Genomic DNA, 26,717 nt, shown 5'->3' with positions numbered 1-26,717 from the left:
CAGCCGCTTGGACAACGCTTCGCGTTGCCCACATATCCACAGCCCCGACGACTACGCCGGTTTAATCTATTGAAAAATGGAGAGAAGGCGAGATCGAGAGAGCTAACTTTAAAACATTGAGATAGGGGTGAAAATGCCGCGCTATGAAGAGACAAACCACAATTGCGACACCAGCTTAAACTTCTCTCTAGATACGCCCGGGGGGGGCAGCTATCACTGTTGGCTAGAATCAGCTTATGTTGAACAGAAAGCGCCCCTTGTATCCGTTGATTGCGGATACCGGTGACCTCTATCTTTGGCTTGTCCGCTAGCGGTCCGGCCCGTGACTGAGCCAACTACGAGAAAGCCATTCCCGCCTTCCAGCTTGCCCTATCTGCATACATCACCTTATGCTGGGATAGCGTTTCCATGGCGCTGTCATCAAAACCGCCGGTGTTATAAAGTATGAAATGTCCCATCAAACCTTGCTCCTCAGCTATGCTCTTTACCTTGAGAAACTCTTCTATATCATTTATTCCGAGCGCCTTTTCCCGGTCCTTGACACTGATCATAAGGTCCTGGCCATCTTCATAACTCTTCGCCCATATGTCTATCTCATATTCTCTGCCGCCCTCGAGACTGACTCTTGCGGGTTTGACTTCCCGGTAAGAGGTGAATTCCGCCCCCTCCTGGTAGTTATATACCTTGTCCTTGAGTCTGGCTCCCTCTTTCTTGAATTCCTCGAACCGCAAATACCTCATCAGAAGATATTCAAGAAAGTGACCCTTGTGGTAGCTCTGAAGACCTCTCAGACTCCTCAATTCTCGCTTTAATCTCTCTATTTCCCTCTTCTGCTTCTCCCTCTCCTCGGCCAGCGCCTCGCCTAGAGGGAGGCTATCTATCTCTTCCTCATACTTATACCTGAACACCTTGTAGAAAATATCATCTTTCATCCCTCGATACCTTGCGCTGGTATCCCCTTCTGCTATGAGATCCCCCTTCACCAGCATCTGCAGCTTTTCCTCTGCCTCCCGGTCTGTATAAGGCAGCCCAAGCTTCTCTATGATCTCCTTCCTGGTCCATTCCCTCTCCCTGTTCTTTGACAAGAATAGCACTATTTTCTTGGCATATACATCATTTACCTGCATCAAGGTCCTTCCGATATACTCAAGCCATGTGCCATAAATAGTCCCCCTACGAAGCTCATATTCCAGGGTATTGAGCAGTCCATCCACAGTAGTGAGGTCCTTGCCCTTGTAATGGCTCCTTATCACAGCACTTATATAAAATGGGTCTGAATCCACAAGTTTGTTGAGATACACCGCCACATCTTCTGCTACGGGCACGCCTGTCATGATGCTGTAATTTAGCACAGCCTCAAGGCCTTCTTCATCTGTGAGGTTGCCGAGCTCCATCTCCACGAATCTCCCTGGCAGCTGCATGTGGATGATATTTCTAAGCCAGCTTACCCAGCTACCTGTAACCAGCAGGGGGGCTATTTTGGACTCGGCTAGGGAGAGATATGTGCTTGCAAGGTCACTGGCAACCTTGGTCCTTTCCCTGTCATAGTAAATCTCACTGTTAAGGAACTGGAATTCATCAATGATTTGAACTATATAGTCTCCACTTATGCCTGCTATCCTGTGAGGTGCAGCCTGGGCATGATCCCATATATTATCTATAAGACCGCTTTTGAGGGCGAGTTTGAAAGCGTGGATATTCTCTTCGATTTTTGTGAGGCCAAGTCCACCAGCTTTGGCCTCGAGGATGTCCAGGGGTTTTGGATCCCGGCAGAATTCAACATCCCTTGCTTTAAATCCTATATATTGGGATATGAATGTCCTATAGAAAAGCTCCGCAAAATCGACGATCCATCTACTCCCCTCTTTTACTTCAAAATAGAATGGAATGATATTGCTATTCCGGGTGTAAATGATATTATACAGCCTCTCGACCAAGGCGGTTTTGCCCTTTTTTCTCCTGGAAAGAAGAGCGGTGGAACGGGAGAGCTTTCGAGGTATATTGTCCACCCATTCTATGAAAAAGGAAAGCTCCTCATGTCTACCTACAAAAAACTCTGGCTGGCCAATTCGTTCCTCGATGGCATAAATTAAGTCTTTTCCGCCCACGCCACTTTCCACCCCTTTTGCGCGGCACCAGGCGTCCCGGTCGCAAGACCTGAGGAGAGGCGCCGATCTTGCTTTCTTGAGATATATTTACACCCCATCCTTCGCTTGCATCGGTATGGGAACCTATTTACAAAAATTACCTATCCCCGTTGAACTCATGGACCGCATCAATCATGGCCACGATATTGGCGATCGGGGTATTCGCCTGAACATTGTGAATGGCATTGAATACAAAACCACCGTTTTTCGAGAAGATTTCACAGCGTCGCAAAACCTGATCCCGGACCTCTCGCGGCGTGCCAAAGGGTAACGTCCTCTGCGTATCAACCCCGCCGCCCCAAAATACAACCCGGTCCCCATATTTGCTTTTCAAGAGCTCAGGGTCCATCCCCGCCGCCGAGCACTGAACAGGGTTTAAGATATCAAACCCCGCTTCAATGAAGGCATTAATAAAAGGTTCGATGGCCCCACAACTATGTTTGAACGTCTTCCATCGCGTATTTCGATGAATCCACTGGTTAATCCGTCGATAATAAGGCAGCCATAATTCCCGAAATGTCTTTTCCGAGCAAAATGTGCTGACCTGGGTTCCAAAATCCGTGCCGCAGACAAATACCACATCCACCAAGCCGCCGATCCTTTGATTGAGTTTGGCCAGATTTTCCAGCGCAATCTCGGTTTGCTTCGCGAAGACTTGATGAATATATTCCCGGCGCGTCACAGTGGAAATATACCATTCCTGGACATCCCGGATTCCCTTGGGATATCTCAAACCCGGTCCAGGTACAAGGGCGATATCCCCCAAACCGGTGCCGCCGAAATTGGCGATGACAGCCTTCCCTTTGGCTGCAGCGTCTTTAATGGCATTTTCAAAATAGGTCAGATCCTCATCGGAAATCGGTTGATATTCTTCCAGGTTATCCTCGGGGTTCAACGCCTCTTCGTCAATTGGCTCCTGGCGGATGATCGCATCAAAGTAATAACCGCCTTCCGGCATTTTCCCACTGGGAGGAGAGTTTAAATCACCGGCCGGATAAATATAAGTATTCCCTGCCTCATCAGTGGTGGTATTGAACTTCTCCGGAACAAGTACTTCCAAACCATTGAATCTCCAAGACTTCCAATTTTCATTGGGAAAGCCGAACATAGTATTTCGTCCGTTCACACCAATGACATCAATACCAATAGCGTCTCTTAAATCATCCTCGATCTGGCCTAACATTTGAAATGGCTCATGAATCTTGACCGGCCGCTTTTCCAGGCCATAATAATCCCGTAAAGCAGCTACACAGGTTACATGCATGCCGGAGACAGGCGTACTGTCGAAATCAATCGGCACCCTATCAGGCACCTGGTGATTCAATGCCCTTACAACTCTTTCCCTAGAATTCATCATCAACCCTCCATCATCGTATCAAAAAAACTGCCGCTCACCAAGATCCGCCCGGATGGCGCCCGTCGCATGGGTCATTTACGATTACGCAGGAACAGGTCATTTGCAAGATCAACAGCCTCATTTCTGCAGGGAGATTGCGGGAAGCCCTCATGCTCGCATATAAGTATTACCATGCTTTGCGCCGCGGTGACGATAATATCGCCAGTCTTCGCGCATAGATGACGAAATCCTCGTCAGAGCTCGGACATCCGACCCTCTTTGGTACCCATACCTAACCTTTACCAGAAATATGGGTAATGTATAGACTCATAGATTAAAATCTATCCTTGTTTACCCAGTTGGGCGGAGCCTCTCCTTTCAAGACAGCAACGATGTTGCGGACAACCACGGCGGTCATGGCGCGGCGAGTTTCAATAGTAGCCGTACCAATATGAGGTGTAACCAGCAAGTTAGGGAGCCCGAGCAATGGATCGTCTGGTGATGGAGGTTCATTTGGCATGACATCTACCGCAGCTCCCGCTATGGTCCTATTTTCAAGGGCTTCGCGCAGAGCATCGTAATCAACGACACCGCCACGCGCAGCATTGATGAAATATGCGCCCGGTTTCATCAGGGAAAACTCCCGGGCCCCAATCAACTTGCGGGTCTCGGGCGAAAGTGGCACATGAACGCTCACAAAATCAGATACTCGGAATACCTCATGGAAATTCACATAGGAGATCCCGAGCCTATTCTCGATATCTACATCCCGCCGGACATCGTAATAGACCACCTTCATATCGAAACCAAGCATGCGCCGGGCAACTGCGCGGCCAATCCGGCCAAGCCCGATCAATCCTAGCGTCTTCCCGTGAACATCATTCCCGCGCATGAGGTCGGCGTCCCAACCCCTCCATCGCCTCTCGCGAGTATAATTCGCGGCCTCTACTATGCGCCGGGCTGCGCAAAGGATCAATGCAGCAGTGAGATCCGCCGTTGCTCCCGTTACCACATCTGGCGCATTTGTTACTATAATCTTCCTTGCAGTCGCAGCCTCGACATCGATATTGTCATATCCCACTCCGAAGTTTGAAACGACCTTAAGGCGTGGCGCTCTGGATAAAAGTTCCTCATCCACCCGCACCGCCACACAAAACAAGGCAGTGGCCTCGCTGATTTCCTCCAGCAGTCTCTCTCTGGGCATAACGCTCGGACCATCCCAGATCTTGACTTCCCCAAGCTCATAAAGTGGCGCTAAAGGTTCTTCAGGAACGATCCTTGTGATTAGTATTATAGGCTTCATGACGTCGCCCGGCGCAGAGGACACCGCAAAATCCGACACCTTTTTCGATTTTGCGAGCTAGCAGCCCCATAACCAGGCTTTCACTCCTTTCGAGATCTGATTTGTCCGTCCCCGGGAGCAGCCATATGATGAGGAAGCCGCACTCCCAAGAGCCCCGCCCGTGTAGACGAACCAGGCCTGGCTGGCATATGGCACGGGGATCTTGTAGCCGCATTTAAAGTCATTAGGAAATCAGGCCTGGCAAACGCGAGACGCTGATTCTCTATTCAAATCCGCGGACTTCCCATCTAGATCTTTGACGCAAAAGCCCCAAGTCCTTTGAATGCAGGAGACAAATTTGAGAGAGCCCGGACATAGACTTCGCGGTAGAAGGCATTATAGATATCTGCCTTATTTCGGTCAGGCTCCACAACGCGAGCTACTCGATTCGTCTGCCTGCAGGCGTCCGCGACATCAGGATAAACGCCAATACCTACGCCCGCAAGCAACGCAGCTCCTTTCACCACGAGCTCTTGCCCTTCGGGAATAATGAGAGGCCGGTTGAATATGGCGGCCTTGATATGAAGTTCGGACTTGCTCATCGCAAGCCCCCGCATTTATGCGCGGGGTAGCTGGCGGGCCATTCCCAGCCTCTTCTGACTTATATCGCTCACATGGTATTGGAAGAACAGCTCCCCCTGGCAAACCCCACCGCCAGCTTCACGGCCTGGATCATGCTCCCCGGATTGGCGCGTCCCTGGCCAGCCTTTCCGAAAGCCGTCCCATGGTCAACCGAGGTCCTGATGATGGGGAGCCCGAGTGTAACGTTGACACCGCTCACAGAGAGCCATTTGCCAGTTTCGGCATCCAGTCGAAAGGCAGAGGTCTTCATGGCTATATGGCCCTGGTCATGATACATCGCAATTGCCGCGTCGTATTGTCCACCTCGCGCCTTCGCAAATACCGTATCTGGCGGCACAGGCCCCTCAGCCAGGATCCCTTCTGCCTGCGCCTCGCGGATAGCCGGGCCGATCTCCTCGATCTCTTCGGAGCCAAACAAGCCTCCTTCGCCTGCATGCGGATTCAGGCCGGCAACTCCGATCCGGGGTCTTTCGATCTCAAGGCGCCTGAGGGCATCATGAGTAAGTCTTATCACCACCAGCACGCGATCTTTCTTTATCAGGTCACATGCACGCCGGAGTGATACATGCGTTGTCACATGCACTACTCTAAAATCACCATCAGCCAACATCATGGCGTAATCTCTCGTCCCAGTGAGTTTCGCGAAGATCTCTGTATGGCCCGAATAGTGGTATCCTGCGAGATTCAGTGACTCTTTATGAATGGGCCCGGTCACAATAGCGTCCACCTGACGCTCAAGGGCAAACCCTATAGCTTTTTCTATATACTCATAGGCCGCTTTACCCGCTACAGGGCTTACTTTGCCATATTCGACCTCACCAGGCCCCACATTATTCAGATCGATCAGATCAATGGTGCCGTGGGAAAAGAGACCATCACCCGGAGACGCAATGATATTTACTGACAATCCGCCGCCTGTCATCCGGATAGCGTCTGTGATCTGATCCATATCGCCAATTATCAAAGGTCTTGCGAGCGAATAGATCTCCGGCTCCTTGAGACATTTGACCGCAATCTCAGCCCCGATGCCGGCAGGATCGCCCATTGTTATGGCAATGATCGGCCTCAAATCTACATTTTTGTAATTCAAATTCAACCGCTCCCCCAATTCCCGTGTGTCGACGGCTATTTCTGAATCAGATAATTGAGCACATCGGCAAGCGCCCTCTCATCCCCGAAGGCGCCGGCTTTAGTGACGACTACAAGCCCCTCGAAAGGTCCCCCGATGATCTCGCCAAGAGGGATGCCCGGCAGTATCTCATCGAGGAGAGCTATGCCAGATGCGCTGATAGCCCGGCATACGCTTGCTGCGGTATCCCCGCCTGTGAGTACTATCCCTGAGACCGGCGCCGCATCTATTACCCTCCTTGCAATTCTGCCCAGCTGGTCGACCATAGACTGACTCAAATCAATGATGTCCGAATGGGCCTCTTCCAAGTCTATCCGTGGCCTGAAACCATCGTCTGGCAGGGTCTTCATGTCGCCCAATCGTCCTTCTTTCTCTTTTGAATCCCCCCACGACTCAGAGCCCCCGCCGTTCTCCGGACGAACTGAGACGACAACGCTTTTCCCATCCTCAAGCGCCTGGATTGCGTCACGGGCTATCAACTCACCTTGTTCCTGAAGTTCGACCTCTCTACGGGCAAGCATAGCGCCATTTCCTGCGGATCTCTCGTTGATGACAGGCGATGTTCTGCCGCTGACTGTTTCATCGATGTCTAGGGTAAGCCACCTGACCGGTAAGTCCTTATTAGCGCCCAAGAATCTCAACTGCTCCTGTGTGATCTGACTTCTGCTGCCAGCGACCACAAGCGCAGGAAGGCCCTTTTTGAGCCTGGGGATTTCACAGGGTTTCCGTCCCACAAGCCCGAACGCGCCAGGCAACTCTGCAGCTAGGCCAGCAGATCCGCACATCACTTCGTGAAATTCACTCTTCGCTATAGCCCTTGCTATGGTGCCAAGATGATCCTGTGTTACAGCATCCAAAACCAGGATCTGCATCCCCTCCCGAGCCAGTTCCGCAATTCTCTCGACCAGGGAATGCTCCCCCATCTCTATTTCTTGAAGCCCTATATGCGCGATCTTCCGCTCCGGTCTATATTCGAGAATCTCCGGAATATATGAACTACGCGCAGGTGATATGAGATCGCTGGCGATCTCCGTGTCTTCCAGGGGTTTGCCATTCAATAGCTGACGCCCATCTACTGTGACCCTTCGCATTGCCGGAAAAGCCGGCGCGACATAGGCAAGATGCGCATTCCACGCATCCATCACGGCATTTAATTCGCTGCCAACATTGCCCCTTAGCGTTGAGTCAACTTTTTTATATACCCTTTTAATACCTGTCAATTTCAGTATCTCGGAAATTTTTCGGACTTTCTCATATGCCCGTCCCGGCGATTCCCACCTGGTGTCTGTGTCAATGACTATGACTTCGGGTTTTATGGCGGAGCCCTGCTTTTCGACAGCAAGGCATTCACCGAAATATACAACGGTCCTCATGCCATTCTTACAGAACTGCACTCCTGTATCCATGGCACCCGTAAGATCATCTGCTATTACTGCTATCTCAGCATCCATCCAACATTGTCCATCCCTTCCGGACGGGCTGGGGCAACCTGCTACCATGAGCCTGTTCCGTCCCCTCGCGGCGTCTTGATGCATCATTTACCACTATTGACCAAAAACCTGATGATATGTATTTGCTGCAATATGATCATCGCAATAAACATGCCATGAATATGACATGAAGCGGATGTCCTCTTCCGCGCCGCCCTGGCTTTATTTTCACGCTGTCCTGCCTACGCCATTTCATCTTAGTCGAGAGCCTTTACCATAGGTGATTGTCTCAAAATGAGTCAACTGGGGGAGCCTCCATCCTTGCATTAGAACAGAGCCTCATATGTGCGCGGCGAATTGGTGCCGCATATCCCGAAGGTCCATGTAGCATTATGAAACATGGTGTACCAAATCGGAACTTACATTGGGGATCTTGCCGCCTCTTTTTCATAGCGGCGATCTAAAGTCAACGACATGAAAGTCGAGAATGTAGCACCCTCTCTAGGATGCGCTCGCGCTAGATAAAAGGCGATATTTGGACCAGAATCCAGCATGTCCCAGTTTTCCTTTTGCAAACATCCATTACAAATGCTGAAACGGGTCTATCCATGATCTATGGTATTTGATTCCATGGTTAAAATAGGATAATATGGCTCCGGTAAGGTATAAGCGACAGTGAATATGTCCTATAACGATAAATGCCATTTCACATCATTCCCCGGCATGGTGATGATTTTGCACATAATATCTATCCTATCATTCCATAGACATTACATTGGAGGTGGAAGACGGCTTGCGAAGGGATGCGATAGATCGTAGCGTAAAGGTACTGGCAAGGCGTTATCCAAGAGATTTTGCAGGACTTTTGCTGGGGAGTAGCGAAGGAATTGACGCAGAGATCATTGAGAACCCAGAGGTAAACATACCCCAAAGAAGGGGAGACTTTATCTGGGTGATCAAGCGGGGGAAGGAAAGGGCCATATTACATGCAGAGTTCCAGCTTAGACATAATAAAGCCATACCAAAGAGGCTATTTGCGTATAATGCATTTTACTCAGTGACCTATGATCTTCCTGTGATTTAGCAGTATTATATCTTGAGAAGAAAGACTATGAAAGGCTTCCCACGGAGTACATGGCGAGATTTGGCGGGAGAGGATATAATGCATTCAGTTACCGGGTCATCAAACTATGGGATCATGTGGAGGATATAGTGAGAGGGGATCTGAGGGCGCTTGCGCCGCTTCTTATCTTGGCATCGGAAGAGAGGAGCATTGAGGTTGTTGAGATAGCCAAGGAGCTCATTAGTCAGGAGAAAGATATAAAGAGACGTGCGGATGCATTGTCAGTGACTATGATGGTGGCAGAGAGGTATCTTGATAGAGACGTATTGCTGAGACTCTTCAGGGGGGATCTAGCCATGCTGGTGAAGGAATCAAGCTTTGTGCAAGATTGGATTAATGAGGGGAGACGGAGAGGTCTGGCTGAGGGAATAAAGAAAGGCGTTGAACAAGGGATCGAAAAGGGAATTGAAAAGGGGATTGAGAAGGGTGAAATCCTGGCTCTGCAAAATGCCATATTAGATGTACTTGAGGAGCGATTTGGGCCTGTTGGCGAAGATGTAAAGGAGCAATTACGAGCGATCAATAAACTGGGAGTCTTGAGACCTCTATTAAGGAAGGGGATCAGAGTGGGTGGCCTCGACGACTTCCGAAGGGAGATGAAAAGGTTGCAGAGTCTGCAGTAAATGGCGAAGCCTATTTTGCTGAGTCAGGTCACAAAGGAGACGGGATTCAGCCATATAAGTGTGCGATAGATGGCGATGTCCCATTTTGCTGGGTCTGCCCTGATTGAAATAGGGGCGGCACAAAGTTGCGGCGCTCCGCGAAGCGACGTGACCCGGGATTTTGCTTACCTTGACAGAAAGTACCGCCATGTTCGACAAGGGCTTATACCAACGCCATTCGATTAGGACCAAAGACGGGGGCTTTTCTGATAAGCTTCCCAGCTGAGATTCCATAGCTACCTGCCGGGTCTAGGATCCTGTCTCTCCAGCTTCCTCCACAGCGTACTCCTGCTTATACCAAGCCTGCGCGCCGCATCCGACCTGTTGCCATGGCAGGCGGCCAGCACATTTTGAATAACGCGGGTTTCGATTTCCTCAAGAGTCCCACGTATGGGGATCATTCCAGAAGATTCACCATCATTGCCTTCTTCAATGTTTTCTATCCCGGCCATCTGGGATAGAACACGAGATACCTCTTTACGACCTATCCTACTGCCCCTATTCATAAGAGCCAGTCGTTCGACAACATTTCTCAATTCCCTGACGTTCCCTGGCCAATCATATTGGCGCAATGCCTCTATGGCGGATTCATCAAGATTTGCAGGCCCGATGTCCTGTTCTCTTTGAAAAAGCACTAGAAAATGCTGGATGAGAAGCGGGATATCCTGCCGTCTCTGTCTTAAAGGCGGGATCCTCAGATTAAGCACATTCAAGCGATAGAAAAGATCTTCCCTGAAGGTTCCCTCCTTGACGGCCTTGACAAGATCCCGGTGGGTTGCGGCCAGCACCCGCACATTGACAGGTATGACCCTATCACCGCCAACACGCATGACTTCCTTTCGCTCGAGCACCCGCAGCAGCCTCGCCTGGAGGTTCAATGACATCTCGCCGATTTCATCCAAGAAAACGCTCCCCCCATGAGCGAGCTCAAAAAGCCCCGGCTTGCCGCCCTTTCGAGCGCCTGTAAAGGCCCCTTCTTCATACCCGAAGATCTCGGTTTCCAACAAGCTCTCAGGTAATGCCACGCAGTTGATGGCGACAAAAGGGCCGTCCCGCCTCTTACTGGCATTGTGAATTCCCTGGGCCAGCATCTCCTTGCCGGTCCCAGTTTCGCCGGTTATCAAGATGGTTGAATCAGTCGAGGCAAAATACCTTGCCTCTTCGAGAAGGCTTCCTAAAGGCGGGCTTTCCCCCACCAGATCATCAAGAGTATAACGCGCTACATGCCCCTTTAAATAGAGAGTCTTTCTGACCTTGGCCTCGAGCTTTTGGATGCCAGTGACATCCTGAAATGTGATGACAGCTCCGACATTTTCACCGTTTATTGAGATAGGAATGGAATTAGCCACGACGAGGGATTTTCCCAGGGAGATAACCTCATTAAGCTCTGACCCCCCGCCGCCGAGAGGGAAACGCAGTCCTGGCAGGACCTGGTCCACAGGCTTCCCCAGCGCCTTGGTCGCCTTAATTCCCAGGATCTTCTCAGCCGATGGGTTGAATACGGCTATGGAACCGCGAGCGTCTATGCTGATGATTCCCTCGTAAGCGTAATCCAGGATAGCCCTCAATTGCTCTGTCCTTTCATGCTCGCGCCGTCTTATGATGGCAGCCCGTTCTGCCAGATTGATGGCCTGCAAGATCGCCTCTTTGCCTGAGCGGATCAATACCCCCTGGATGCCCAGATTTTTCGCGGTACGGACTGATACCGCATCGCCCACAATGACCTTTATCCCTGCCTTTATCGCCTCTTTGATCTTGCCTTCGGCCTCATTCTCGGATTCCAGTAGAATCTCCCGGATGTCAAGTCCCAGAATGGATCTGATGCTCGCGGCGCCATATATGACATTTTTAAAGCCAACTACGCCTACAGGGGAACCCAATTGGCTCGCTGCATGGAGTCCTCTCAGGACGTCATAGCCGCTGACCTCAATGGCGATTACCGGAAGGTCCACGGATTCCTCGATAACGAGGGCAGTCCCTCCTCTGCTGATGATTACCTCCGTCCCGCGACGGGCCATATCCCGGGCAACGGCCACCCCTTGAGCAAGATCCCCAAGCCTTATATCAAGGCTCAACCCTAGCTCTCTGGAGACCTCTTCAGCCAGCCTGGCCAATTCGTCATAGGGAGCCACAAGACCGATACGAAGCCTCATAAGAATCAGACGATGGAGACCTCGGAATTTACTCCGGGGAGGAGATCGCCTTTCCTCCTTTCAATTAGTAAACTACAGATGACCAACTCCGAAGTTACAACAACATACAGACGCCGAGGGTAGCAGTGACGGAGATTTCGTCAGGTTTGTCCGAAGACTGGCGCGGCCGTCGCCACTTTCGCGCTTGGATTGGCCGAGATATCGCCACCTTCACCCAGGACATACCATAAATTTTATTATTTTGAATAATTGTCTCCTTGAGTCTTCCAATTTCGCGATGAGGCGCCGATGACGTGACTAGAATTTCGCCACCTGAAAGCCAAGACTGACGATACTGTCCCCACCCTTCGTCCCGACGTGCCTAGAATCTCGTCATCTACAAGCAAAATTCCTATATGATTTTCCAATTTTGGATCAGATTAGGTGAGATTTCCCTTCATATGAGTAAGGACTGGCAATATTGTCGTCAGCTCCGCGAGAGAACTGGCGCGACTATCGTCATCCTGGCAAAAAACGTGACGAGGTTCTCGCCACCCATGGGCGAGATTGGCCCAAAATTTTCCAAAATTAATCCGAGCTGACGATGGTTTAGCCACCTTTGCAGGGGGATCGACGAGATCTTCGTCACCCCTGCGCAAAGCCTGCCTAAAGATTCGCCACCCACGGTTTGATGTGACGAAGAGCTCGACATGTTTGTCTGGGGAGTGGCGAGCTTTTCGCCAGTCCATACTACCATAATAATACCACAGTCCGTGCAAAGAAGGATTGCGCTTCATCCCTCTGAATCTTCACAAGCTCGCGCAAGAAACGACTAGTTTCATCCCCTCAATCTTCATGAGCCCGCGCAAGGAAAGGCTGTGCCTCATTATCTTGGATCTTCATATTTTGGCGAAGATCCCCTCATGTGATCATTTTCCGCCTGAGAACGACAAATTTGGCTGGACTTCTTTAATCTAGCGCTTTGACTATTTGTTATGTTAAAGTATAGTAGTATCAGATGCTTTCTTTACATAAAGATCCGGGAAGGGAGTCAACCAGATGAAGAGGATAAATGCTACACGCAAAGTTCTCTTAATGGCATCCAGTATAATTCTTTTGCTTCTATCGGGCCTGATTGCTCCGGTTCTTGCAGCAAACCCATCCACTGACGATTCTCTGGAAAAAGTCCTCAGAGCCGGTAAGCTCACAATCGGGATCGATGATGCGTACCCCCCAATGGAATTCAGGGACCCCAACAACAACCTTGTAGGATTTGATATAGACCTGGCCCGTGAAATCGGGAAACGCCTTGGCGTCAAAGTTGAATGGATCCCAACTGAGTGGAACGGTGTCTTGCTGGCGCTCAACGCCCACAAGTTCGATATCATACTTTCTACATTGAGCGTAACTGAGGAGCGCGCGAAGGTCATTGATTTCGGACCTCCTTATCTCTATGAATCCCAGGTAATTGTTGTAAGGGCCAAAGATAACAAGATCAAGAGCAAGGAAGATCTCGCCGGTAAGGTGGTAGGCACGCAGCTTGGGTCAACCAGCGAGGAGGCGGCAAGAACAGTCAAAGGAATCAAGGAGCTAAAGAAATATAATAAGTTTACCGAGGTCTTCCTCGATCTCGGCATCGGCAGGCTTGACGCGGGTGTAGTCGATGAACTCGTCGGCCGGTACTACATGACAGAGAGGCCCGATGATTTCAAGGTTGTAGCTTCAATTCGTGACGAACCTGTGGCAATCGGGTATAGGAAACAGGACAAGAAACTCCAGGAAGCAATCAATAAGATAGTCGAAGAAATCAAAGCTGACGGCACCATGGCCAAGATATCACAAAAATGGTTCGGCACAGACATAACAGCGAAGAAGAAATAGGGAACATGCAGGGGGTTTATTCCCTCCGATGGCATTGATCTGAGGAGGAGCTACCAGGGCCTGGGGCTCCTCCCGCCTACTTCGATTGGAGTCCTTACCTATGGATTTTGCCGTTTTCATAAAGTATCTTCCAGTCCTTGCAGAAGGCGCAATAATGACAGTCGAGCTCACGGTTCTTGCCATAATAGTGGGAACTGCTCTGGGGCTCTTTATTGCTCTTGCCGAGATATCACACAGCAGGGTGGTCTCATCCGCAGCCCGATTTTATACATGGCTCGTTCGCGGAACTCCCCTTCTGCTACAGTTATTTACCATTTATTATGGCCTTCCACAGATCGGTCTTACTTTAAGTCCCTTTGTGGCTGCGGTGACAGGGATGAGCCTGAACTCGGCGGCCTATGTGGCGGAAATCATCAGGGGAGCCATTGAGTCTATAGATAAGGGCCAGATGGAGGCCGCAAGGTCTCTTGGAATGTCATATCTCCAGGCAATGCGTCGCATAATCTTGCCACAGGCCTATAGGAGGCTTATTCCACCCATGGGCAATGAATTCATCGCCCTCCTCAAGGATTCTTCTCTTGTTGCCACTATCTCGATGGTAGATCTTATGAGGACGGCGCAGCAAATGTATGCGACTACTTTCCGGCCGGTTGAGATTTTCGCGGGGGCGGGCTGCCTCTACCTGCTGCTGACAACGTTCTTTACTATAACTTTTGGACGGCTTGAGAAGCGCTTATCTGTCTACCAATAGAAAGAAGACGATCTCGAAGTCACGTTCCAACGAGGGATGGCTGGCAGAGACAAGGGGCCCATGGACGAAGAACGGCAAATCGGAGGAGGCATTTGGTCATTATGTTGAGCACAAGAATATTACAGTTCCGAGCTTCTGCCATGAAGGCGGCTCCTGACGCGGTCCCTGATATGCAATATCAGATTCCCGCGGACCGCCTTATTGCCATGTCGCAGCCATGGCAGGCTTCGCGGCAGGAAACTTGCAGAAGCATGAATATCATCGAGGTACACAATCTAAACAAGTCATTCGGCGCCCTCCATGTTTTGAAAGACATATCATTTTCCGTAAGGCGTGGAGAGGTAGTGGTTATAGTCGGACCAAGCGGCTCGGGAAAGAGCACGCTTCTCCGATGCCTCAATTGTCTCGAACGAGCTGATAGCGGGGTTATCTATATCGACGGCGCACCTCTTGCTAGAAGGCGGAGAGGCGACAGGTGGGTCCCAGCGTCTGAATCATCCATCAACAAGATCCGTTCGGAGATCGGCATGGTATTCCAAAAGTTCAACCTCTTTCCACATCTGACCGCCTTGCAGAATGTGACTGAAGCCCTGGTCACGGTCAAGAAGATGCCGCGCCGCGCCGCAGAACAGATTGGCATGGAACTCCTCGAGCGGGTCGGTCTTGCGGATAAGGCAAATACCTATCCAAATCACCTGTCAGGCGGCCAACAACAGAGGGTCGCAATTGCCAGGGCGCTGGCCATGAACCCCAAGATAATGCTTTTCGACGAGCCAACTTCCGCGTTAGATCCGGAGCTCGTGGGCGAGGTTCTTAACGTAATGCGTGATCTCGCCGAAAGGGGCATGACCATGCTGGTCGTGACCCACGAGATGGGCTTTGCCAGAGAGGTCGCCCATCGCGTGATATTCATGGATGAAGGGCAAATACTCGAGGAAGGAATCCCGGATGCCTTCTTCCGCTCTCCAAGGCACGCGAGGGCCAGGTCTTTCTTGCAGAGAATAAACAGGCCATGACTGACCCTCCACGATGTCGCTAGCTTCCGCTGCTCGCTACCTTCTCGCAGCATTATCACCAACCCTTAGGAGAGCTACCGTCTCCACATGATAAGTCTGCGGGAACATATCCACTGGCTGAACGTGTTCGACAGAATAGCCGCCTCCTGCAAGGCGTGCCAGATCCCGGGCCAGGCTAGCGGGGTTGCAGGAGACATATACGATTCGTTCCACGCGCGCCGCGATCAGAAGATCCAGGACCCTCCCCTCGCATCCGCTTTTCGGTGGATCCATGACCACCACATCAAATCTGATCCCCTGGTCCCGCATCAGTCTGGATAGAACAGCTGCCGTATCGCCTTCCATAAACCGGGCGTTGGTGATTTGATTCATCCTGGCATTTGCCCGGGCGTCAGAGATGGCAGCTGGGACAACCTCAATCCCATAGACTTCCCGAGCTTCTTCGGCCAGAAGGAGTGTTATCGTACCGATGCCGCAGTAAAGGTCAGCTACTACCTCCCGTCCTGATAAACCTGCAAACTCCACGGCCTTTCGATAAAGAGTCTCTGTCTGCGCCGGGTTCACCTGGTAAAAGGACTCCGCTGAAATCCGGAAACGAAAGTGACCAAGCATATCTATGATATGATCCTTGCCCCAGAGCACTCTGGAATGAGACCCCAGGATCACGTTGGTCCTCTCTTGGTTGATGTTCTGGATCACAGATTGTATCTGCGGCACGGCCTGATGAAGAGCCTCACCAAATTCCCTTCCTCTCGGGAACGACCTGCCATTCACAACAAGTACCACCATGGTTTCGCCCGTAGCGAAACCTATTTTCACAAGAACATGCCTCAGAAATCCTGACCCGGTCTTTTCATCATATGCATCGAGGCCAAAAGTTTCTGCGAGCCTGAGCGTTTCATTGAGAACGCGCCCTGCAAGCGGATGGTGGATCAGGCAATTCTCGCAAGGCACAATTACATGAGTGCCCTTTTCAAAGAATCCTCCAATAAGTCCTGCCTTCCCGGGCCCACCCTGCCTTAAGCCTACAGGGTACTGGGCCTTATTTCTATAGCGCCATGGCTCTTCCATTCCTATGGTAGGCTCTACCTTGATTCCAGCCAGCCGGCCGATACGTTCCAGGGCTTCCACAACCCGTTCCCGTTTGAACTCCAGCTGCCTCGTATAGCTGAGGTGCTGAAGCTGGCATCCGCCACATCTCTGAAAAACACCGCACGCCGGAGAAAGCCTATCTGGAGAAGGCGACAGGATATCCAAGGCCAAGCCGCGGCCGTAATTCTTCTTCACCGTCTCGACCTTGACCCGGGCAAGCTCACCAGGCAGCGCGCCAGGAATGAATATCGCAAAGCCCCCAACCCTAGCTACGCCTTCTCCTTCATGATTCAGATCCGTTATGGCAAGCTCGACGATATCCCCTGGTTTGACCGGCGGATTCACAGGTTCTCTTCTAGTGGAGGAGATCATCGAGTTTGTTATATTCGAGTCCATACGCTTCTGCAACACCTTTGAAAACGATCTTGCCGCAAATCACATTGACGCCGCGGGCCAATACCTTGTTCTCCCTAATCCACCGCCACATCTACCATCACAACTCCAGGCTTCATCTATTTTACCATTCCTCTGTCACAAACTTAGGCACCCCTTGCCCCCAGGGTCAAGACAGCCCCTATCAGGAGAGCTGAATATCTCACAGCACGATCAATATTATAGCTATTTGACTTAACTGTTATGACACTACCGTACAATACCTCATCTAAGTCATCTAAGTAGCGCAATCTTTAAGTAAACGGGTACCAACGTTTCTTTCGACGGGGGATTTATTCTTCCTCTTTTGCATCGTCACCCGCCACCTTGACGAAAGCTTCCCCGGCTGTCAAAATAGAAAAGGCGCAAAGGAGCGAATTCCCGGGCGGCAGGAGATCCTATGGTGGTCTCCATGGGTTTTGATTTGGAATTTAAGGGAGAAATAGATGATGCCGGTACTTAAGCTCCAGGATGTAACGAAATATTATGGCCCTTCTCTGATTTTAGATGGAATATCCTTTGAGCTCAATGAGGGTGAGCATGTCGCATTAATAGGCCCAAATGGCGCAGGTAAATCCACATTGCTCCGGATCATAGCGGGGCAAGAGGCGCCAGATAGGGGAAAAGTGACGCTCAGGGAAGGGGCTACCCTGGGATTTCTCACTCAGGATCCAGATCTCGATCCGTCGGCCACCTTGCTGGAGGAGGCGCGAAAAGGGTTTTCGAGGCTCCTGGAGCTGAAGGATCTAATGAATCGCCTTGAACACGAGATCACTGCCTCAGCTTCGAGGGAGGACCATGGTGGGTTATCATGCAAAGCAGAGAACCATAATGCGGTGTCCAACCTGCTGTCTGAATATGGAACCATCTCCAGCCGCTTTGAGATGGCCGGAGGCTATGAAATGGATAGCAGGATCGAGACGGTGCTTAATGGACTTGGTTTCCCGGCGGAAAGTCGAGATCAAATGATATCATCCTTCAGCGGGGGAGAGAAAACTCGTATCGGTCTCGCTAAGTTGTTGCTCAGTGAACCGGATATCTTGCTTCTAGATGAACCGACCAACCATCTTGATATTTCAGCCATTGAATGGCTCGAGAGCTTTCTCAGATCATATAGTGGCGCGGTTATAGTGGTCTCTCACGATCGAAGGTTCTTGGACGCAGTTACCAACCGCACCATAGAGCTTTCGAGGCACAAGATTAAGGATTACCCCGGCAATTATTCCAGATTCATGGAGATCAAGAAATTGCAGGAGGAAGCGCAAGCAAAGGCCTATGAACAACAGCAAAAAGAAATAGCGCGTCTTACAGAAATGTACTACCGCTATAAGGCTTGGGGCGGTCGCAACCCTCGCTTCCATAAACAGGCTGAGACTGTCAAGAAACGGCTCTTGCGTATCGAACGAATAGACCGTGTCCCCGCCAGCCCGAAGACAATGAAGATGAACTTTTCTGCCGCCAGGGAATCGGGAGACCTTGTGCTTGAGGTAAAAGGGATATCGATGGAGTTTCAAGGGAGAGTTCTCTTTGAGGACATCTCCTTCAAGATCATGAAGGGCGAACACGCAGCCATCATTGGGCCCAATGGCGTAGGCAAGTCCACCTTGTTCCGGATCTTGTCGGGAAAGCTCCCGCCCTCTTCAGGAACAGTCATTCTCGGACAAGGGGTTTCGATTGCCTATTATGATCAAGAACATGGAGAACTCGACCCTGATATGACGGTAATCGACAGCTTCCTGAAGGATTCTAAGCTTGGCATGCAGGAGGCGAGAAACATCCTCGGGAGGTTTTTATTCAGTGGCGATGATGTTTTTAAACCTGTTCGCGTGCTGAGCGGGGGAGAACGCAACAGGCTCTGCCTTGCTAAAATGGTCACAAGCGGGGCCAACCTGCTTATGCTGGATGAGCCCACCAACCATTTGGATATTCAATCGATAGAAGCTCTGGAAGACGCCCTTGCTTCATTCGACGGGACTCTCCTTGTCATATCGCACGACCGCCGGTTCCTCGAACGCATTGCGGATCGTATTCTCGATCTCAAAGTCCCGGTCGTCAATGCCAGGAAATCAGGGTTTTCCCACATTACGACACAGAGTCCCGCTTTGATCCATGACTTTCCTGGCGACTATTCAGCTTATACGGCAAATAGGACTACCATGACTGAGCCCGTGGCTGAGGCCGGCAATGACTTGAATATCAGTCGGAAACGCAAAGAAAGGATTCCGCGTAGAACGGGAAATTCTGAAGAAGCCCCCCGGGCAGGGAAAGCCGATGCCCTCCTGGAGGGACGCATAGCAGAGCTTGAGGAAGAGATTTCGCGCATCGAAGAAAAGGTAAAGGCTCTTGATGGAGAACTTGCCGACCTTGAGCTTTACCTTTTCCCAGACAAGTTGAAGGAGAAGGCAAAAGCTCGACGTGAGCTCCAGAGCAGGTTAGATGCCTGCTATTCCCAATGGGAAGAGCTTTTGAGCAGGTTCTAATCGCAAGATCATCGATGGTCGAGCGCGAGTTTGAGCCGTGAGCCGGCCATGCGTCGGTTCCCCGGCGCTCGCGCCGACATGATGATGCCATGTGTCTATCCCCACTGTCTAACCATCATTATTTTGATCCTGAGGAGCCATTCCGGCGATCAAGGTATAAACCATACCTGTTACTATGGTGCCCAGGGTAACGCCGACGAGTTCGTCATTCAAAATGCCCGTGAGCAAAAGGCCCAGGGGCCCTCCGATGAAACCGCTGACCACTGAGGCGACGAACTGCACCGGGGTTCCTGGCCGATTTTGTACAAGATCTGCCCCAAACACCCAGGCCAACGCCCCGAATGCGGCCAGGAAAGCCGAATGAAGCACGGAAGGGATTTCCTGATTCTCATCCGAGGGAGCGCCATTATCACCCTCGCCGGATTGCCCCGGCCACCGTCCTAATTGCCCGCGCAAGATCCCACTACCTCTGCGGTTATTGAATATACCCATCGAACCACCTTCGCCCTTGGCATGAAATTGGATTTATACCGGCAGAGCCAATACTTATACTTAAGCCATTGGGACCCTTGCCTGCATGGCAAGCCGCAGGCGCCTTTCAACGTCATTCCAATTAACCACATTCCACCAGGCATTTATATAGTCCCCGCGTCTATTTTGGTAGTCGACATAGTAGGCGTGCTCCCATACATCGACCACAAGAAGCGGGATCACTCCCCATTGCGTCAGATCTTCGTGCTTTTCAGCAGTCAAGACTTCTACCCTTCCCCACTGGGGCTGCCAGACTAAAAGCGCCCATCCTGAGCCTTCAACATCCTGAGCAGCCCGAGACATCTGCTGCTGAAACGCTCCAAAGTTGCCGAAATACAGCTTGATCTGCTCCAGCACAACCCCAGATGGCATGCCACCGCCCTCAGGACTCATATTGGTCCAGTATATGCTATGCAACACATGACCTGACCCGTTGAATGCCAGTTCTCTTTCCCAATATCGCACTAGAGAAAAGTCGCCGGAGCGGCGCGCTTCAACAAGGGCGAGTTCAGCCCTGTTGAGGCCCTCCACATAGGCCAGGTGATGGCGATCATGATGGATCCTGAGCGTGGTTGTGCTTATATATGGCTCAAGGGCATTATATGGGTATGGAAGTGACGGGAGCCGATGACCGCCAGGAGGCACTGATGGCACAGGTTGGGGAGACCCTGGCGAGAAAAAGCGAAGTGTCTCATCGTTTCCAGAGGCTTTCTTATCGTCAAAATTCATGCAGAACACCCTTTCGACAAGAGGTGAATGGTCTTTCACGAAATGATAGGATGGAGGCACGATCAACCCTGTGATAATAAGTATATTCCCGGAATAGGCCGCCGTGTTCCTCCGACGCACCGGGGCGGCAAAATTCTCGCCAGTATACCCCTCTATTCCGGGGACCTCCGTGTGCGAAATAACAAATTCTCTAGTCGTCTTTGCTGATCCAGCCCGGAGCGAGGCCAGATATGGGCCCAGGGGAAAAACTCTCTATTGTTTGCAGGATACTGCCGCAGCTGTCCAGAATATGTTATTGGCTGCAGTGGCATTTGATCTTGGGGCTTGCTGAGTAGGGGCATTTGGCGAGGATGCGGTAATCCAGTTCCTCGGGAGCAGGGGAGGATTAAGGCCGCCAATAGAACTAATTGCTCTGATATAAGCAGCCTCGCAGCAAGGGGGTAAATATGTGCGTATACTCGTCCTCATTAAACAAGTGCCCGATACCAACGACGTAAAAATGGACGAAGAAACTGGTACCATGATCCGAGAGGGCGTCGGCGCCATAATAAATCCGCTGGATCTCAACGCTCTCGAGGCCGCTCTAAGCCTGAGGGAGTCCATCGGGGGCGAGGTGACTGCGCTTTCCATGGGACCCCCCCAGGCTATAGATGCCATCCGCGAGGCCATAGCCATGGGGGCGAATCACGGATTGCTTTTGAGCAGCAAGAAATTCGCCGGGGCTGACACTCTTGCCACATCTTACACTTTGTCAGAAGCTATCAAAAGGCTCGAAAACCCTCCAGATTTGATCCTTGCTGGTGAAAGGGCCATAGATGGCGAAACCGGGCAGGTTGGTGTGGAAGTCGCAGTTATGCTTGGATTACCGTTCATAACCTATGTATCAAAGATCGAGGAAGCCACTGAGGAGTACATACGAGTAAGGCGCATTACGGAACACGGCTATGAGTTTCTGGAATCTCCACTTCCCGCCCTTATCACGGTGGTAAAGGAGATCAATGAGCCCAGAATGCCCACTCTCAGCGGGAAAGTCAGAGCAAGGAGCGTCACGGTCCCAGTCCTGCGTCCGGAAGATATTCAAGCCGATGAGGATCGCCTTGGACTTGCAGGATCGCCTACAAAGGTAGTCAGGGTCTTCTATCCGAAAGTCACACGAGACGGAGTCATCCTCAAGACATCTGAGCATAGTCCGGAGGAGTGTGTAGAATCCCTCCTGGGTTTTCTTGAGAGCCGGGGACTTATTTGAGGCCGCAAGGGGCAATCATCCATGCCAGATTGGCTGACGTCGATGAATGATGGAAATAATGTGTTTCTTCCCAGGACCACGAGCTTTGGCTCTGGGGTGATTCAGGGCGCGCCAATTTCAAAGGGAGCAGGATCGGTATATGACAACCCAGACTGAATATGACGGCATTTGGGTTATGGCAGAATATCGGGCTGGCCTGCCTCAGCCTATTACTTTTGAACTCCTCGGTAAAGGGCGAGAGCTAGCTTCAAAACTTGGGACTCATCTCACCTGCGTGGCCCTGGGACATCAGATCGAGGATGCCCAGGAAATGATCTATGGGGGCGCGGACAGGGTATACTTAGTGGATGATCCTGCCCTTGGCCATTTCATGGTGGAACCCTACCTGAATACGCTTGAATTTCTCGTGAAGAAATACAAACCCACGATATTGATAGCCGGGGCGACCACTACCGGCCGCACGCTTATGCCTGCGCTTGCCGCCAGGCTAAAAACAGGTCTCACTGCAGATTGTACCGGGCTCGACATAGATCCGGAGACCGGCCTTCTCTTGCAGACAAGACCTGCAATCGGCGGGAATGTCATGGCGACAATAAAGACGCCCTATGCGAGGCCTCAAATGGCAACCTTCCGGCCCAAGACTGCAGTCCCTTTCCCTCGAGACATTTCAAGAACCGGGGAGATCATAAAAGAAACGATAGATGGGAGACTTCTAGAATCCAGGATCAGGTTCCTGGGAGTGGAAGAAGATGAATCAGGTGAGGTCAGCCTCCAGGATAGCGAAGTAATCGTATCTGGAGGTAGAGGGCTTTCCCGACCGGAGAATTTCGAGCTGCTGCGTTCCCTGGCGCGGCTTTTGAATGGGGCAGTGGGTGCATCGAGGGTCTGCGTAGATCAAGGTTGGATATCTTATCCGCATCAAATCGGCCTGAGCGGCAAAACCGTCTCCCCAAGGCTTTACCTGGCAGTTGGGATCTCAGGCAGTGTGCAGCATATCGCCGGGATGCAGACCTCCGAAACAATAGTGGCGATAAATAAGGATCCAGATGCCCCTATATTCAAAATAGCCGATTTCGGCATTGTGGGAAACCTCTTTGAAATCCTGCCGCTACTCATTGAAAGGCTTAAAAATCGCGGCATCAATGGAAAGGGGGGTGCATGATTGAATCGGAGATATAATCCCGTCACCGAAGATGCAGTCAACCAATTGAAACGGATCGTAGGCGCGAATTTTGTGACTACTGATGCAGAAAAGCTGAGGAATTACGCTGCCGATGAAAGCATAGCCAAGGTTACCTATCTACCAGAGGTGGTGGTCAAGCCAGGAGATGCCATGGAGATTTCCGAAATACTCAAGCTGGCCAACAGGGAGCTGATACCAGTGACACCCCGGGGGGCAGGAACAGGACTTTCAGGAGGAGTGATCCCTGTAGCTGGTGGCATAGTCCTTTCACTTGAACGAATGAACCGGATACTGGAGATCGATGAGCTAAATCTGATGATGACTGTCGAACCAGGCGTAATAACCAACGAAGTGCAGAGAATCGCAGCCAGCAGAGGATTTCTTTATGCAGGAGATCCCTGCAGCAGCGAAAGCTCATTCATTGGTGGCAATGTGGCTGAGAATGCAGGTGGCAACAAGGCCATCAAATATGGCTCCACATCGAGGCATGTCTATGGACTCGAGGTTGTGCTGCCAACTGGTGAGATCACGTTCTTTGGAGGCAAAAGGGTAAAAGATGTCACCGGATACGATTTTGTTCACCTCATGTGCGGCTCCGAAGGCACGCTAGGGGTCATCACCAAGATTATACTCAGGCTCATGCCCCTTCCCAAATATCGGGCCTCCATACTGGTGCCTTTCGAGTCAGCAGACAAGGCCATCTCTATGGTTCCTCTCATTATGTCCGAGCGGAGGATCATTCCCACATCCATTGAATTTATGGATCGAGGTTCTGTGAAACTTACTGAACGTTACCTCAACATGCGCCTTCCCTTTGATGATGCCAGCGCACACCTCATCATCGAAATCGATGGCAATAACAAGACTGACATAGAGGGAGAATATGAAGCCATAGGCAACCTGTGTCTCAGGAATGGCGCTCTGGAAGTCTTTGTTGCAGATAATAAGACCACGCTCGACAAGATCTGGAAGGCCCGGAAGGCGATAGCGGAGGCAGTTAAGGCATTCAGTGAGGAATTTTGCATGGAAGATATTGTCGTCCCCATTAGTGAAATACCAAAGATGCTGAAGGAAATAGCGCGGCTCACCGAAGAATATGAGATTAGTTCCATCTCCTTCGGCCATGCGGGCGATGGAAACATTCATGTCACATATCTGAAAGATGAGAAATCCAAAAATAGATGGGAGAATGACCTTCCATCCTTACTCCGCGATTTGTACCATGCCACAGTCTCCCTGGGAGGGACGATCAGCGGTGAACATGGCATTGGGTTCAAGCGCGCAAGCTATATCGACATAGCGTTAGATAAAGCGCAACTTCAGCTCATCAGGCAGATAAAGAAGGCTTTTGACCCAAATTGGATCCTCAATCCGGGCAAAATCATTGAAGACTGATCGCCCCTATCGTCGTGATGATCCCGGTGAGACATGGCAATTAGACACACTTTCCAACAAGATGCGCCATCTGATAAACATGCGAGATCAGTTCCTCGAGCCGCGTCCCGACCCTCGCCAGGTTCGGGTCTGAAGGGCCGGCCGAGATATTGCCGACGATCAATCCATCAGTTCCGGCAACTATCGCGGTCCTTGCTATTGTTGTCAATACATCGTCGGGGCAGATTCCCATGGTGATCCCCGCCACCATAGGCAAACGACTCAGGCGCTTGCCCATAGCAATCGCCACTAGATCCGGAGCGCCCACGACCCCCTGCCGCCCAATAGAGGCGCTGTCTTCGTAAAGAATGATATTAGGTCCGGCAGACTCCGAGAGTTGCTCGGCGATTTCGATCCATTCTCTTACATCCTCTATCTCGCCCCGGCTCAAAAGTATTGGCCTGTATCCGGAACATCCCATTCTGCACGATTGATTCGCGATATACCGCAGGAGATCGGCATCCAAGCTTCTCCTTGCTGGGACCTCGAGAACATCCGCATAGGGCCAGGCAGCCTCCATAGCACCGGAATCATCTGCCGCCACAATCAAAGCAAGGCCGCTTAAATCCCTGATCTCATCCAGTAATTCTAGGTCCCGTCTGGCATACCCTTTCCCCAAATACACCCCGGAACAGCCTGCGGATGCTGCTATATCTACGACTTGTTTAATCGAATCTATCTCATGACTGCGGCCCGTGCAGCTCGATGACAGCCCAGCAATTATTGCAAATTGCCCGCCGCCCACAGCTGCATCTAGGATTGCGTCTCTGAGCACTTGCCGCGCAGCGAGGGCACTGCTCTCCACACCTAATATGGCCTCCAGACTCTCACCAATTCCAACCTTAGGCTCTATTTCTGGACGCAACCGAACCGCTACACTCTCAAGCATATCTGATCCCCCTCACCAGATCAGCTTTTCCAGATATAAAAAAAGCCCCCATCCGAAAGGGACGGGAGCTTACGCTCTCATGGTACCACCCTGGTTGGCCCAAGCCATTTCACCATCACCCGGGACCGACCATACCCGGAGTCTTGCTGTCCAAGGCTGCACCGGTGAACGGTCACGCTAGCAGAGGAGGCACTATGTGGCCACATCCCGTGACAATAGCAAAATAGCTGAAACCCACTCATTGACAGGCACAGAGATCTATGCCTGCTTTCTTGTAACGGCGAAAGCCCCGGTCACGCCTACTTCATGCCATTGAGGGCAGGTTCAGCTGACAGCTCCCGGGAGAACTTCACTGAAACGCAACATATCGCGCTCGCAGCTTTCACGCGACTCTCTTGGATGTTCCGTTTCCGCTACTTTTCCCGTTCAATGCTTTTGCTCCAATTTATAAACCATCAGACCTGATAGACCTGATCAATTGTGTATATAAATTTATATCATATAATCCCCGTACTTTGCAATACCCATGACACACAAAAATCAGGAGCTAATGCGAAGGTCAAATGTCTAGAATAGACTATTTCGGGAAATACTGGACATTTCGTCCCCTAGGTGGCATATCGTTGAAATCTATTTCCAAAACGACAAATACTGAACTTTTGATTTACCCATATAAGGAGTATAATGGAAAAAACACTGTTTACCAAAAGGTGTACATGTCTGGTTGGGGTGGGTAGATTCAAGGACAGGAGGCGTCTCTTTGAAACACAGAATGAATTACAGATTCTGTAAAGTATTGAGTGGAGGGGGAATATTCTTACCCAAAGAGATACGCGAAAGCGTTGGACTTGAGCCTTTAGATTCTGTTGAATTCTCGTTGGAAAAAGACGCCATAGTCATCCGAAAAATCGACGAATCGTCGTGGGTACCAGATGTACTGCCAGCCTCCGGGGATGCCAGCACGGTCGATCATCAAGCTTCTCCGGTGGGCGAAAATTCATGCGAAACCAAAGAGCAAGGGTCAGATTCATCAGTAAGACTCGGATCGGCAAGAATCCTTGGATCGTAATCTTCCTGAATCAAATCGATAATCAAATCGATCGAATCCGGGGCGAGGGGGCTAATGCCCCCTCCATCCACCTAGACCCAGACACCCCATGCCTGGGCTAA

Annotated in this window: 22 protein-coding genes; 11 read left to right on the top strand and 11 right to left on the bottom strand. The window is 50.9% G+C overall.

What is annotated here, in order from left to right:
* Window positions 1-335: 335 nt before the first annotated feature.
* From HPY52_01315 to HPY52_01290, 6 genes are all read right to left on the bottom strand, one after another.
* Window positions 336-2,108, bottom strand: a complete 1,773-nt coding sequence (locus tag HPY52_01315; GenBank protein NPV78905.1) for a hypothetical protein — start codon at window positions 2,106-2,108, stop codon at window positions 336-338.
* 136 nt (window positions 2,109-2,244) lie between these two features.
* Window positions 2,245-3,504, bottom strand: coding sequence for a methyltransferase (locus HPY52_01310; GenBank protein NPV78904.1), 1,260 nt, complete (start codon window positions 3,502-3,504; stop codon window positions 2,245-2,247).
* A gap of 313 nt (window positions 3,505-3,817) precedes the next feature.
* Entirely contained in the window at window positions 3,818-4,786 is a 969-nt protein-coding gene (locus tag HPY52_01305) for a D-glycerate dehydrogenase (protein ID NPV78903.1), read from the bottom strand.
* A gap of 287 nt (window positions 4,787-5,073) precedes the next feature.
* On the bottom strand, window positions 5,074-5,367 hold the full coding sequence (locus HPY52_01300; protein NPV78902.1) for a hypothetical protein: 294 nt from the start codon (window positions 5,365-5,367) through the stop codon (window positions 5,074-5,076).
* Window positions 5,368-5,435: 68 nt separating this feature from the next.
* Window positions 5,436-6,452: a 4-hydroxythreonine-4-phosphate dehydrogenase PdxA gene (pdxA, locus tag HPY52_01295; GenBank protein ID NPV78901.1), complete on the bottom strand. Its 1,017-nt coding sequence runs from the start codon at window positions 6,450-6,452 to the stop codon at window positions 5,436-5,438.
* An 80-nt stretch (window positions 6,453-6,532) separates the two neighbouring features.
* Window positions 6,533-7,987: a four-carbon acid sugar kinase family protein gene (locus HPY52_01290; protein NPV78900.1), complete on the bottom strand. Its 1,455-nt coding sequence runs from the start codon at window positions 7,985-7,987 to the stop codon at window positions 6,533-6,535.
* Window positions 7,988-8,759: 772 nt separating this feature from the next.
* Here HPY52_01290 and HPY52_01285 point away from each other — a divergent pair.
* Both HPY52_01285 and HPY52_01280 read left to right on the top strand, forming a co-directional pair.
* On the top strand, window positions 8,760-9,050 hold the full coding sequence (locus tag HPY52_01285) for a hypothetical protein (GenBank protein NPV78899.1): 291 nt from the start codon (window positions 8,760-8,762) through the stop codon (window positions 9,048-9,050).
* A gap of 50 nt (window positions 9,051-9,100) precedes the next feature.
* Window positions 9,101-9,712: a hypothetical protein gene (locus HPY52_01280; protein ID NPV78898.1), complete on the top strand. Its 612-nt coding sequence runs from the start codon at window positions 9,101-9,103 to the stop codon at window positions 9,710-9,712.
* 275 nt (window positions 9,713-9,987) lie between these two features.
* Here HPY52_01280 and HPY52_01275 read toward each other — a convergent pair whose 3' ends face one another.
* On the bottom strand, window positions 9,988-11,904 hold the full coding sequence (locus tag HPY52_01275) for a sigma 54-interacting transcriptional regulator (GenBank protein ID NPV78897.1): 1,917 nt from the start codon (window positions 11,902-11,904) through the stop codon (window positions 9,988-9,990).
* 1,038 nt (window positions 11,905-12,942) lie between these two features.
* On the opposite strand from HPY52_01275, the gene HPY52_01270 reads away from it, so the two are divergent.
* The 3 genes from HPY52_01270 (at window position 12,943) to HPY52_01260 (ending at window position 15,531) form a co-directional block, all read left to right on the top strand.
* Entirely contained in the window at window positions 12,943-13,764 is an 822-nt protein-coding gene (locus tag HPY52_01270) for an amino acid ABC transporter substrate-binding protein (protein NPV78896.1), read from the top strand.
* 100 nt (window positions 13,765-13,864) lie between these two features.
* Window positions 13,865-14,515: an amino acid ABC transporter permease gene (locus HPY52_01265; protein ID NPV78895.1), complete on the top strand. Its 651-nt coding sequence runs from the start codon at window positions 13,865-13,867 to the stop codon at window positions 14,513-14,515.
* Window positions 14,516-14,772: 257 nt separating this feature from the next.
* Window positions 14,773-15,531, top strand: coding sequence for an amino acid ABC transporter ATP-binding protein (locus tag HPY52_01260; GenBank protein ID NPV78894.1), 759 nt, complete (start codon window positions 14,773-14,775; stop codon window positions 15,529-15,531).
* Between the two features lie 36 nt (window positions 15,532-15,567).
* On the opposite strand, the gene rlmD is transcribed toward HPY52_01260, so the two are convergent.
* Window positions 15,568-16,995, bottom strand: a complete 1,428-nt coding sequence (rlmD, locus tag HPY52_01255; protein NPV78893.1) for a 23S rRNA (uracil(1939)-C(5))-methyltransferase RlmD — start codon at window positions 16,993-16,995, stop codon at window positions 15,568-15,570.
* Window positions 16,996-17,504: 509 nt separating this feature from the next.
* Between rlmD and abc-f the strand changes: the two genes are divergently transcribed.
* A complete protein-coding gene (gene abc-f, locus HPY52_01250; protein NPV78892.1) occupies window positions 17,505-19,535 on the top strand; it encodes an ABC-F type ribosomal protection protein in 2,031 nt (676 codons plus the stop codon).
* Window positions 19,536-19,643: 108 nt separating this feature from the next.
* Here the strand turns inward: abc-f and HPY52_01245 are convergent, their stop codons facing one another.
* The gene (locus tag HPY52_01245; GenBank protein NPV78891.1) at window positions 19,644-20,027 is read right to left on the bottom strand and encodes a hypothetical protein; all 384 of its coding nucleotides are present in this window, start codon (window positions 20,025-20,027) and stop codon (window positions 19,644-19,646) included.
* A gap of 60 nt (window positions 20,028-20,087) precedes the next feature.
* A complete protein-coding gene (locus tag HPY52_01240) occupies window positions 20,088-20,795 on the bottom strand; it encodes a superoxide dismutase (GenBank protein ID NPV78890.1) in 708 nt (235 codons plus the stop codon).
* A gap of 103 nt (window positions 20,796-20,898) precedes the next feature.
* On the opposite strand from HPY52_01240, the gene HPY52_01235 reads away from it, so the two are divergent.
* The 4 genes from HPY52_01235 (at window position 20,899) to HPY52_01220 (ending at window position 24,619) form a co-directional block, all read left to right on the top strand.
* Window positions 20,899-21,126, top strand: coding sequence for a hypothetical protein (locus HPY52_01235; protein ID NPV78889.1), 228 nt, complete (start codon window positions 20,899-20,901; stop codon window positions 21,124-21,126).
* Window positions 21,127-21,243: 117 nt separating this feature from the next.
* A complete protein-coding gene (locus tag HPY52_01230) occupies window positions 21,244-22,041 on the top strand; it encodes an electron transfer flavoprotein subunit beta/FixA family protein (GenBank protein NPV78888.1) in 798 nt (265 codons plus the stop codon).
* A 139-nt stretch (window positions 22,042-22,180) separates the two neighbouring features.
* Window positions 22,181-23,203 (top strand): electron transfer flavoprotein subunit alpha/FixB family protein, encoded by a 1,023-nt coding sequence (locus HPY52_01225; protein ID NPV78887.1) that lies wholly within the window; start codon window positions 22,181-22,183, stop codon window positions 23,201-23,203.
* Window positions 23,204-24,619 (top strand): FAD-binding protein, encoded by a 1,416-nt coding sequence (locus HPY52_01220; GenBank protein ID NPV78886.1) that lies wholly within the window; start codon window positions 23,204-23,206, stop codon window positions 24,617-24,619.
* Window positions 24,620-24,659: 40 nt separating this feature from the next.
* Here HPY52_01220 and HPY52_01215 read toward each other — a convergent pair whose 3' ends face one another.
* Entirely contained in the window at window positions 24,660-25,547 is an 888-nt protein-coding gene (locus tag HPY52_01215) for a hypothetical protein (protein ID NPV78885.1), read from the bottom strand.
* Between the two features lie 760 nt (window positions 25,548-26,307).
* Between HPY52_01215 and HPY52_01210 the strand changes: the two genes are divergently transcribed.
* A complete protein-coding gene (locus tag HPY52_01210; GenBank protein ID NPV78884.1) occupies window positions 26,308-26,616 on the top strand; it encodes an AbrB/MazE/SpoVT family DNA-binding domain-containing protein in 309 nt (102 codons plus the stop codon).
* Window positions 26,617-26,717 lie beyond the last annotated feature (101 nt).

This window comes from Bacillota bacterium (assembly GCA_013178415.1).
GTDB lineage: Bacteria > Bacillota > SHA-98 > Ch115 > Ch115 > Ch115.
Note: the sequence above shows the minus strand (reverse complement) of the source record. Positions and strands in the feature narration are given on the sequence as shown.

What these genes read in the sequence shown, in the direction of transcription:
- HPY52_01245 (NPV78891.1), bottom strand. Translation starts at nt 20,027, where the DNA reads ATGGGTATATTCAATAACCGCAGAGGTAGTGGGATCTTGCGCGGGCAA.
- HPY52_01270 (NPV78896.1), top strand. Translation starts at nt 12,943, where the DNA reads ATGAAGAGGATAAATGCTACACGCAAAGTTCTCTTAATGGCATCCAGT.
- HPY52_01240 (NPV78890.1), bottom strand. Translation starts at nt 20,795, where the DNA reads ATGAATTTTGACGATAAGAAAGCCTCTGGAAACGATGAGACACTTCGC.
- HPY52_01280 (NPV78898.1), top strand. Translation starts at nt 9,101, where the DNA reads ATGGCGAGATTTGGCGGGAGAGGATATAATGCATTCAGTTACCGGGTC.
- HPY52_01290 (NPV78900.1), bottom strand. Translation starts at nt 7,987, where the DNA reads ATGGATGCTGAGATAGCAGTAATAGCAGATGATCTTACGGGTGCCATG.
- HPY52_01215 (NPV78885.1), bottom strand. Translation starts at nt 25,547, where the DNA reads ATGCTTGAGAGTGTAGCGGTTCGGTTGCGTCCAGAAATAGAGCCTAAG.
- HPY52_01225 (NPV78887.1), top strand. Translation starts at nt 22,181, where the DNA reads ATGACAACCCAGACTGAATATGACGGCATTTGGGTTATGGCAGAATAT.
- pdxA (NPV78901.1), bottom strand. Translation starts at nt 6,452, where the DNA reads ATGGGCGATCCTGCCGGCATCGGGGCTGAGATTGCGGTCAAATGTCTC.
- HPY52_01310 (NPV78904.1), bottom strand. Translation starts at nt 3,504, where the DNA reads ATGATGAATTCTAGGGAAAGAGTTGTAAGGGCATTGAATCACCAGGTG.
- HPY52_01275 (NPV78897.1), bottom strand. Translation starts at nt 11,904, where the DNA reads ATGAGGCTTCGTATCGGTCTTGTGGCTCCCTATGACGAATTGGCCAGG.
- abc-f (NPV78892.1), top strand. Translation starts at nt 17,505, where the DNA reads ATGCCGGTACTTAAGCTCCAGGATGTAACGAAATATTATGGCCCTTCT.
- HPY52_01305 (NPV78903.1), bottom strand. Translation starts at nt 4,786, where the DNA reads ATGAAGCCTATAATACTAATCACAAGGATCGTTCCTGAAGAACCTTTA.
- rlmD (NPV78893.1), bottom strand. Translation starts at nt 16,995, where the DNA reads ATGATCTCCTCCACTAGAAGAGAACCTGTGAATCCGCCGGTCAAACCA.
- HPY52_01300 (NPV78902.1), bottom strand. Translation starts at nt 5,367, where the DNA reads ATGAGCAAGTCCGAACTTCATATCAAGGCCGCCATATTCAACCGGCCT.
- HPY52_01265 (NPV78895.1), top strand. Translation starts at nt 13,865, where the DNA reads ATGGATTTTGCCGTTTTCATAAAGTATCTTCCAGTCCTTGCAGAAGGC.